The sequence below is a fragment of the Niastella sp. genome (assembly GCF_045805085.1).
GTDB lineage: Bacteria > Bacteroidota > Bacteroidia > Chitinophagales > Chitinophagaceae > Niastella.
Genome location: NZ_JBJMLX010000175.1, coordinates 1 through 6820 on the forward strand (window position 1 = coordinate 1; position 6820 = coordinate 6820).

The window sequence follows — 6820 nt, forward strand, 5'->3', positions numbered from 1 at the left end:
CTTGCTCAAAATATCGCCTACGATATTGTTATTGATCTATCAGGTAAAATGGGGTATGCAAATGCTAAAAAAATAATGAAGGCAAGAGCATTGTTTTTAAACCCGGTTCCCAAACCTGTTGAAATCCCTACATCGCTATTCAAAAATTTATTTACAGGCAAAAAGCACATTGTTATACTCTCCAGTCCTTCGGCAAAAGATATGGATGTTTTGTTAAATGCTGTAAACAATGGTGTGCAGATTGAAGTCAGCAAAGTATTCCCTTTTGCTCAATCCAAAGAAGCGTATCAATATGCTGAACAAGGCGGGTACATTGGTAAAGTAACCATAGAAATGGAGTAAGCACCCCGTTAGAAAAATGTGAAAGCCCGTTTATTCGCGGGCTTTCACAGAACGACAAGTAAGGTGCGCCGGTAATCAACGCTTACCCTTTCTTTCAGCCCTGCATATGCTATTAGTTTTAAATTATTGTTGCCCGTTAACAGGCCAGGCGCCGGTTTGCAGCAGCATACTCAGCCAGTCCTCCAGGTGCCAGGTGGTGGTTAACTTTCCATCTTTTAAATAATGAAACTCATGTATAGCTACTGTGAGTTTTTTATGAGTAGGTGCAATGCCCATGAATTCGCTGCTATGCGTAAAAGACATTTCTGCCCTTACCCCTGCCCGTTCATGGGTTCCAAATACCTCGTGCACCTTAATAATCAGATCCGGGAAGGCCGTGGTAAAATTGCGTACCAGTTCTTTGAAACCCGTTGGGCCCTCCAACTGACCCGGCGCCAGCGGAATGTCCTTCCAGTCAGGCGCCAGTATGCGGTCTACCTCGTTGTAATCCCTTTTGCTGAAGACACCATAAAAGTCATAGATAGTATTAATTTCTTCCTGTGTAAGGGCTTTAATAAAGTCCTCTTTTGTATGATCGTTTACCGATACCACTACTTTGCCGGTTGCCCTGCCGCTTTCTACTGCAGCCTGCGCCTGGGGCAGCTCATTAAAACCAAACACCTGGGTAACTTTAGGAAGCACATGACCCTCACGGATAAGTTTACTTATTTCAGCGAGCACCTCGCCTGAAGAGTTGACAAACACGCCGGATCCGCTAACTTCCGCTGCCAGTAATTGAGCTTCTATGGCAGATTGAAAATGCGGTTGCAGATAAACTAAACGGCCTCCTTTTTTTAGAACACTGATCGAGCGCAGTATATGTTCAACAGAATTAATGGTATCAATAACCACATCCACTTTTTGAAGCTGCTTTTCAAATGGTTTTTCTGTGTAATCGATGAATTCATCTGCGCCCAGCTCCATAACAAAATTTTTGTTTTTTGCAGAGGCTGTTCCAATAACATAGGCGCCCAGGTATTTTGCAATTTGTACAGCAAAATGTCCAACACCTCCTGATGCAGCATGGATCAATACTTTTTCTCCATGCTTTACATGTCCCCTGGTAACCACGGCCTGCCAGGCGGTCATTGCAGCCATCGGAGTTGCTCCGGCGGCAACGAAATCAAGTGCAGCGGGTTTGTGAGCAAGCTGACGGGCATCAGCTGTTACATAAGTGGCATAAGTATTCCCCAAACCAGGCATGTTTAAAAGTCCGTACACTTCATCTCCAGGTTTGAAGTCATTCACCCCCTCTCCGGTTTGTTCCACCACGCCGGCCACATCCCAGCCTAAAACTACCTGTTGAGGAATATTTCCGTGCGTGATCATACCCAGGATGTCCTTTGAATTCCTGACCTGAATATCGATCGGATTAATGCCAATGGCTTTGGTTTTAATCAGTACTTCATTTGTTTGAATGCCTGGCGTAGGCATAGTGACCTTTTTCAATTTTTCAATACCACCATTCTGCGCTAAAAGATAAGCTTCCATTGTAATTACGTTTTGTAATTCAAAGTTAGCAGTGCAAAAATCGCTCAGAAAGGCAGATTCAAACGGAAAATGGTATTAATCAAACATGGCCAATGGTGAATGGGCAATGGGCAATGGGCTCACGAGATTTTTGATTCCCCAATTAGTTATTAGTCTTGTGAATGGCGAGGTATTCACCATTCACGATTGACCATTCACGATTGACCATTCACCTTCGGAACTGATGAGGTGTAAGATCGCTGTTTTTCTTAAAGAATTTTATAAAGTTCGAGGTATCTTCAAAGCCCAGGCACCATGCAATTTCAGAAATATTCCAGTTGGTATGTTTGAGCAACGCTCTGGATTCTGACGCTATCCGTTCAGCAATCAATTGCCTTGTTGTTTTACCTGTAACCTCTTTGAGCACCCTGTTCAGATGGTTAATATGTACATGCAGCTGTTCTGCAAACTCTGCCGGTGTTTTAAGCCGGATGTGCTGGATTGTTGATTCAATAGGAAACTGGCGTTCAAGCAACTCCTGGAATAAAGAGGTGATCCTTCGTCCCGCATTAGAATCAGGTAATGCAATAACAGCCACTGCCGGGCGAAGTTTAAGTGCCGTATGAACCATTTCGAATACCATGTTTCGAAGCAAGTCATACTTATAAGGATATTCTGAAGCAATTTCACGGAACATTTTGTTAAACAACTCCATTACAAGCGCCGCTTCCTCATCTGTGATATCAAGGATGGGCGTGCCACCTGGCTGATAAAGCGGATAATCTTTAATGTTTCCGAATCCTTTCATATAATCTTCGGCAAATACACAGAATGCGCCTGTAGGCGTGGCCATTGCAGGTGTCCAGTTATAAGGGATCTGCGGGTTGGCGAACATGAGCATATTATGCTTTACCTCATATGTATTGTCAGCATATTCTACCCGGTGCGGACCTTTAATCAGCGCTATCTTGTAATAGTCCTTGCGGCCGTAAGGCATGGGATACGCAGGATCTTTGCCGGCGTAATCTTCCATTGTAAATACATTGAAATGACCTGTTTTACGAAAGATTTCACTGGGGAGGATACCCATTTTCTGACGATAAAAATTCTCCAGTGATTCAGTTGTTTCCATCATACTAAATTACTTATCTTTTGGGTATTAGGCCATTGCCGCCGTTTATGAGCCAACATATAAACGAAAATACATATACACTATTTCGTTTTCGTATTTTCCAATAAATAACTTCTAATATAATCGTAATATTATCTTTACCGGCCAAGAGTATTTCAAATTGTCTAAACTCCAAAGTACAACATTCGTGAAAAGGATCTTAATCGCTGATGATCACACTATAGTAAGAACAGGGCTAAGTGTTCTTATTCAATCGGAATATTTAAACGTGCAGATAGATGAATGCAGCGATGGCAATTGCGCCTGGGAAAAAATACAATCAACCCCGTATGATCTTTTTATAATGGACATCAATATGCCTGTCACGGACTCTGTTAATCTGCTGAAAAATATCTTCAGCGTTCAACCGCAGTTGAAGGTCCTGATCCTTAGTATGAGCAGCGAAGAGATCTACGCAAAGAAATATTTGCAACTGGGCGCCTTGGGATTTGTTAATAAAGAATCCGATTCGACTGAGATCCGCAGGGCTATTACTACTGTAATGAACAACAGGAAATATTTTAGCCCCAAACTGCAGGAGCTCATAACCCGCCAGGCGGAAGAAGGCTCGCCCGCCAAAAGTGCATTTGAAAACCTGTCAGCCCGCGAACTCGAAGTAATGACGCATCTGGTAGAGGGCAGGAATGTATCGGAGATCGCCGTGATCCTGTCTGTTCATATCTCAACCGCCAGTACACACAAAGCCAGTATCCTTCAAAAGCTGAAGGTTAAAAATGTAATAGAATTAACCACCCTGGTTAAACGGTTTGATATTGTATAGCCCGCTCATTCATTTCGGGTTGTAAAAGTGAGGGTGATCCTGTTGCCGGTATCTCCGGGTTGATCTATTGCCAGTTTTCCTTCGATCCGGGCCAATAATTCGCTAATGATCTTGTAACCCAGGCCATGACTACCACCATCTGCCTGGTAGGTATTGTTCAGGATCTCCGATATGAGTAATTTATTCATGCTGGTGCCGGTATCTGTAATAGTAATAACAATATTGTTGGCAATCTTCCTGGCTTCTATTCTTATTTCCCCACCCACGGTATACTTATTGGCATTATCGGCCAGGTTCCGGATGATGAGCTTTAATATATTGAGATCGGAGATCAACGTAAGTTCCGGAGGCACCAGGTTGAGCAGGCTATTGTTGCGTATAGTGGCCGCGGGCTCATACAGCGAAACGATACCCGCCACGGTTTCCCGAAGGGGTATTCTTTCCCGCCGGATAACAAATCCCTCTTTCTGTGCATTTGTCCAGGTCATGAAGTCCTGGGTAAACTCGTTCAGGTCATGTGTGGCGTTACGGAATTTCAACAACAGGCCGGTCATCTCGGACCGGGCAGCTTTTTGATAATTCTCATAAATATGATCGGCCATGAGGTGGAGAAAGCGTATCGGTGATCGCAGATCGTGCAGAATAACAGCGATCATTTTTTCTTTCACCTGGTTGCTTGCAGTTAATGCTTCCGTTCTTTCTGCTACTTTTTGTTCCAATTGCGCTGCTCTTTTTACCTCACGGGTATACAGGAACAGAAAAATAAAGAAAAGACTGCTTATCGATACTATAGCTACCAGCAGCCAGAACCAGATCGTTTCATACCAGTAAGGAAGTACAGTCCAGGAAATACGGTTATAGACATAATGGCCATAACGCTCCTGCTTGCGAATGACAAGCGTGTATTTCCCTTTTCGCAAACCGGTTAGCACCAGCCTGCCGTCGCTATTCACCGGGCGCCATTTATTATCAAGTTGAGGGATCTGATATTCCAAATGCAGGTTGGCCGGGTTGCCAAAATAAGGAGATGAGATCATAAATACCAGGGGGCCTGAATCCTGGCGCTGGTCAAAATGATCGCCAGGCAACACTTTTTTTTCTTCGGCTATAATGCGGTCAATAAAAACAGGCGAACCGGGCAGCTCAACAGGAATGCTGTCTGGCCTGAACTGGACCAACCCATCGAGGGAAGGAAGGGAAAAATGGCCATCCTCTAAAACAATGCCGCAGGGCATGCAGCCGCCGTTGAATTCATTGGTTGAATACCCGGCAGATTTGTCGAAGTAATAATAAAAAACATTTTCCCTGTTCCCTGAGGCGTAGCTATCGAGTTCTTTTTTCGCCACCCTGTACAATCCTTTGTTGGTTGGCAGCCAGAAATATCCCAGCTTATCTTCCATAAAGCAATGGATAGTGGCCAGGTTGTTACCCGGGTCTATTGGCATTTTCAGGAACCGTCCCCTGTCATATTTATAAAAACCCTGTCCGTATGTACCAATCCAGATGCTTCCATCGCCGGCCTTATAAAGCGCCCTTACAGAAGCATTTTGCAAAGCCAACCGGCGAAGCGTTCCCTTCGTGAGATCGTATGAATACAAGCCACCTGAAGTACCGATCCACAGATCGTTGGGAAATATTTCATTGATCACCTGAATATTTTCCGATGTATGCAGTAAAGTAGTGGTATCGTTCCCCTTGCGGCGGAACAAATTATGCATTTCGCCATACACAAGGGCTTTATCAGCGGTTTCGGTGATCGCCATCAACCAGCCGCCGAGATATTGCATGGTAACAGGTTTTCGCAGGCCCGTATCGATCCTTTTTAAAGAGTGATAATTTGAGTACCAGATATAACCGTCATTCGAACGCAGCAAGGCGGGCTGGTCGTATAAACCCGGTGTTGGTTTATTCACCGCGCTATTGCGGCTTAGCACACCGGATGCGGTGAGAATACGGCCGGGTGATATTTCTAATTGTGCATACAGGCTGTTGATCGCATAATTATCACTGGCAAAAAATAGCCGGTCGAAGTCATATTTTTTAAGAATATACAATCCACTGGTTGCGGTTCCAACATATAATTTGCGGTAAACCTCGTCGTAAATGAGAACGTTTATATTTTTTATAGAAGTGTTGGCAGCCAGTACTTCAAAATCAAGCACCCCGTTCCTGATAGTCAATAGCAGGATATTTCCTTTGTAAACAAGGAATGAATGGCGGGCATCCCGTAAGGCTTTTACCGTATACTGACTGGGGTAAGCCCCCGACTGCGCCTGCGCGAAGATCTTCATGAGCCGGTCGCTGCAGGTTACACTTTTTTGCAGTCGGCCCTGTCTGTAAGCATACAAGTGATTTTGCCGGTCGAAATAGAAACATACATCTTCTACCATGAACAGGATCTTGAATGCATGGCCTTCTGTTTCTTTCAGCAGCCGGACTTCGGCCGTGTTATCATTGAGATAATAGCAATTTGAATCTTTTCTTACATAAGCCTGTCTTTCGTTCTCTGTTACCAGGTCGCCATTCAGGTCCAACCTGTGAAACAGTCCTTTAAAAGCTGTTGAATCATGGCCCCATTTTTTAAATATCTTATCATAGTAAAAGATACAGTTGCTCCACCGGTTACATTGATATGGGTTCGCAGAAAGAAGACTGTCGGCTTTTAACTGATAATCATTTGTAACGGTAAGGATGTGGTGGCTGGAATAAGAAGATTCAATCAGTATTTTGCCTTTCCCTGATTTAACCAGGGCACACCTGTTGTTATATAAGGCCGGGGAATTACCCATTGTATACTCCCGGAAATGTTGCCCGTCGAAGCGTACCAGTCCCATTTCAGTAGCCAGCCATAGAAAGCCATGGCTATCGAAAACCATGTCATTGATGCTGTTCTGGGGAAGTGCATTATCGCTGTTGTAATTGACAACGCTATAATCAGGCAGGTTGGTTTGTGCCTTTGATAGCATGAACATCAACATGCACAAAGCAGATAATACAAGCAGCCGGGAATGGGGGAA

General features: G+C 44.1%; 5 protein-coding genes. 2 read left to right on the forward strand and 3 right to left on the reverse strand.

Annotated elements, in window-relative coordinates; translation table 11 throughout:
* Positions 1-342 (forward strand): zinc-binding dehydrogenase (locus tag ACJ751_RS08935; RefSeq protein ID WP_407745141.1); only part of this gene is annotated, 342 nt, incomplete at its 5' end.
* A 123-nt stretch (positions 343-465) separates the two neighbouring features.
* Here the strand turns inward: ACJ751_RS08935 and ACJ751_RS08940 are convergent.
* Together ACJ751_RS08940 and ACJ751_RS08945 are read right to left on the reverse strand one after the other, a co-directional pair.
* Positions 466-1872 carry a zinc-binding dehydrogenase gene (locus ACJ751_RS08940; protein WP_407745142.1) on the reverse strand — a complete coding sequence of 469 codons (1407 nt, stop codon included), beginning with the start codon at positions 1870-1872 and terminating at the stop codon, positions 466-468.
* Positions 1873-2080: 208 nt separating this feature from the next.
* A complete protein-coding gene (locus ACJ751_RS08945; protein ID WP_407745143.1) occupies positions 2081-2986 on the reverse strand; it encodes a helix-turn-helix domain-containing protein in 906 nt (301 codons plus the stop codon).
* A gap of 184 nt (positions 2987-3170) precedes the next feature.
* Between ACJ751_RS08945 and ACJ751_RS08950 the strand changes: the two genes are divergently transcribed.
* Positions 3171-3803, forward strand: a complete 633-nt coding sequence (locus tag ACJ751_RS08950) for a response regulator (protein ID WP_407745144.1) — start codon at positions 3171-3173, stop codon at positions 3801-3803.
* Between the two features lie 5 nt (positions 3804-3808).
* Here the strand turns inward: ACJ751_RS08950 and ACJ751_RS08955 are convergent.
* Positions 3809-6820: ATP-binding protein (locus ACJ751_RS08955; protein WP_407745145.1), on the reverse strand; the 3012-nt coding region annotated here is incomplete at its 5' end.